The sequence below is a fragment of the Mycobacterium sp. ENV421 genome (assembly GCF_002887815.1).
Classification (GTDB): domain Bacteria; phylum Actinomycetota; class Actinomycetes; order Mycobacteriales; family Mycobacteriaceae; genus Mycobacterium.
Window position 1 is genome coordinate 1 of sequence record NZ_PDHO01000106.1, and the last position, 1,727, is coordinate 1,727.

The 1,727-nt window shown below is 66.5% G+C and carries 2 protein-coding genes; one reads left to right on the forward strand and one right to left on the reverse strand.

Going from position 1 to position 1,727, the window contains the following annotated elements; translation table 11 throughout:
* Positions 1-55: 55 nt before the first annotated feature.
* Entirely contained in the window at positions 56-646 is a 591-nt protein-coding gene (locus CRM90_RS29830; RefSeq protein WP_102810431.1) for a hypothetical protein, read from the reverse strand.
* A gap of 151 nt (positions 647-797) precedes the next feature.
* Here CRM90_RS29830 and CRM90_RS29835 point away from each other — a divergent pair, with 151 nt between their 5' ends.
* Complete coding sequence (locus CRM90_RS29835; RefSeq protein WP_233209604.1) at positions 798-1,442, forward strand: transposase; 645 nt, start codon at positions 798-800, stop codon at positions 1,440-1,442.
* The last annotated feature ends 285 nt before the right edge of the window (positions 1,443-1,727 follow it).

Sequence of the window (1,727 nt, forward strand, 5' to 3'; positions counted from 1 at the left end):
GGCACTTTCGCTTATCTACACACCCCTACAGGCGACATCCCACGAAAAATCCGGGCTACCGCGTCGTCGGCCAGTCCGGTGCCAGCAGTCGGCCGCCGGTGACCGCGACCATCACCAACGCCGGCGTCACCGCGCCCACCAACCCGGCCGGCCCGAACCGCTGCCCGACCGCCGCCACTGCGGCCTCGACCGCCGCCACCACGTCACCCCAGCCGCAGCCGACCCCGTCGGGGATCGCCACGTCGATCCCGGTCTGGACCGCCACCTGAAGGAACCACACCCGGATCGCCTCCAATCGGCCGCCGGCCCGGCGCAGCCAGCCCCGTACCGTGGTCGCCGGAATGTTGAGCCGAGCAGCGATCCGGCGATGCCCAACCCCCTGTGCGCGAGCAGCCAATGACATCCAAATCTGTTCGGCTGCATAGGCTCTGCGCAGTAATACCGTGGCCGGCGACAACACGTGCGTCACCAAACACGATCGGCATCGCGCCCGCCGCGGCCGTACCGGAGTGATCAGCCCAACGACACGGCGAATGCGGGCAAATCCCCAACCACCCAGCACGCCCTGTGAGCACACCGGGCACCTGATCTGCCCGGCCGCCAGCCGGGACTCGACGCAGACCAGATCAGCCTCTACCGTCACCATCAGTGCCTCCGTGCACTACAGCGCGGCACCCTGCGAGCCCGCCAAGACTTCAGCGGGGTGCCGCGCGACCCATCAGTTCCTCGTCACACTGATGGTGCACACGACCAAGATCAACCTGACGACCACGCCAACGGTCATATCGGCAAGCTCAATGACGAATGACCACCGCGTGGTCGTCATCCCGAGAGACGGTCAACAGACGGCTGACCGGGCCGCCGACATCCTGCGCCAGATCCGGCCCCGCGAGCCCGCGCTCAAGACGCTGCGCAGCCTGGCCGCCGACCTCGTCGCCGAGGTCCGCGCACTCGACCGTCGCATCGCCAAAGCCGCCGTCGACATCGCAGCCGCGGTGGAATCCTCGGGCACCACCCTGACAGAACTCAGCGGCATCGGGATCCTCAACGCCGCCAAAATCGTGGCCCGCGTCGGCACTGTTCACCGCTTTCGCTCAGCCGACGCGTTCGCCACCTACACCGGCACTGCACCCATCGCAGCCTCCTCCGGCGATGTCACTCGTCATCGCCTCTCCCGTACCGGTGACCGTCAGCTCAACTGCTGCCTGCACACGATGGCCATTACTCAGATCGCCCGTGACACCCCTGGACGGGACTACTACCGACGAAAACGAGCCGCCGGGAAGAGTCACCGAGAAGCATTGCGCTGCCTCAAACGACGCCTCTCCGACGTGGTATACCGACAACTGATCCGCGACGCGGCCAGATGTGGGGCAGGCCCGGGAGGACACTCGGGGGCGACTCCAATATCCAGCGCGGCCAGCTCAAACCCCGCACGCTGACGCTTCGGACAAGTCACTTCCCGGACCTACCAGCAGCCACCCTACAACCGACCCCCACACCGGGCTCTTGACACAGAGAGGCGCCGTCTAGTGCTACCTGGGACGTGTGGCCGATGTCTGGCTCCTTGCCGGCAGGAGGGATCAATGTCCTCGTCGTTTGCGAGCCTGCCCTCGTTGATGGACGACGTGGCTCGCATCGTAGGGCCTCGACGCCTTTGGCGGCTTATCCGCGGTCGCGTCCGAAAGTGGGTGTAAAAAGCACCGGCCGGTTCGCGGCTTCGTCGT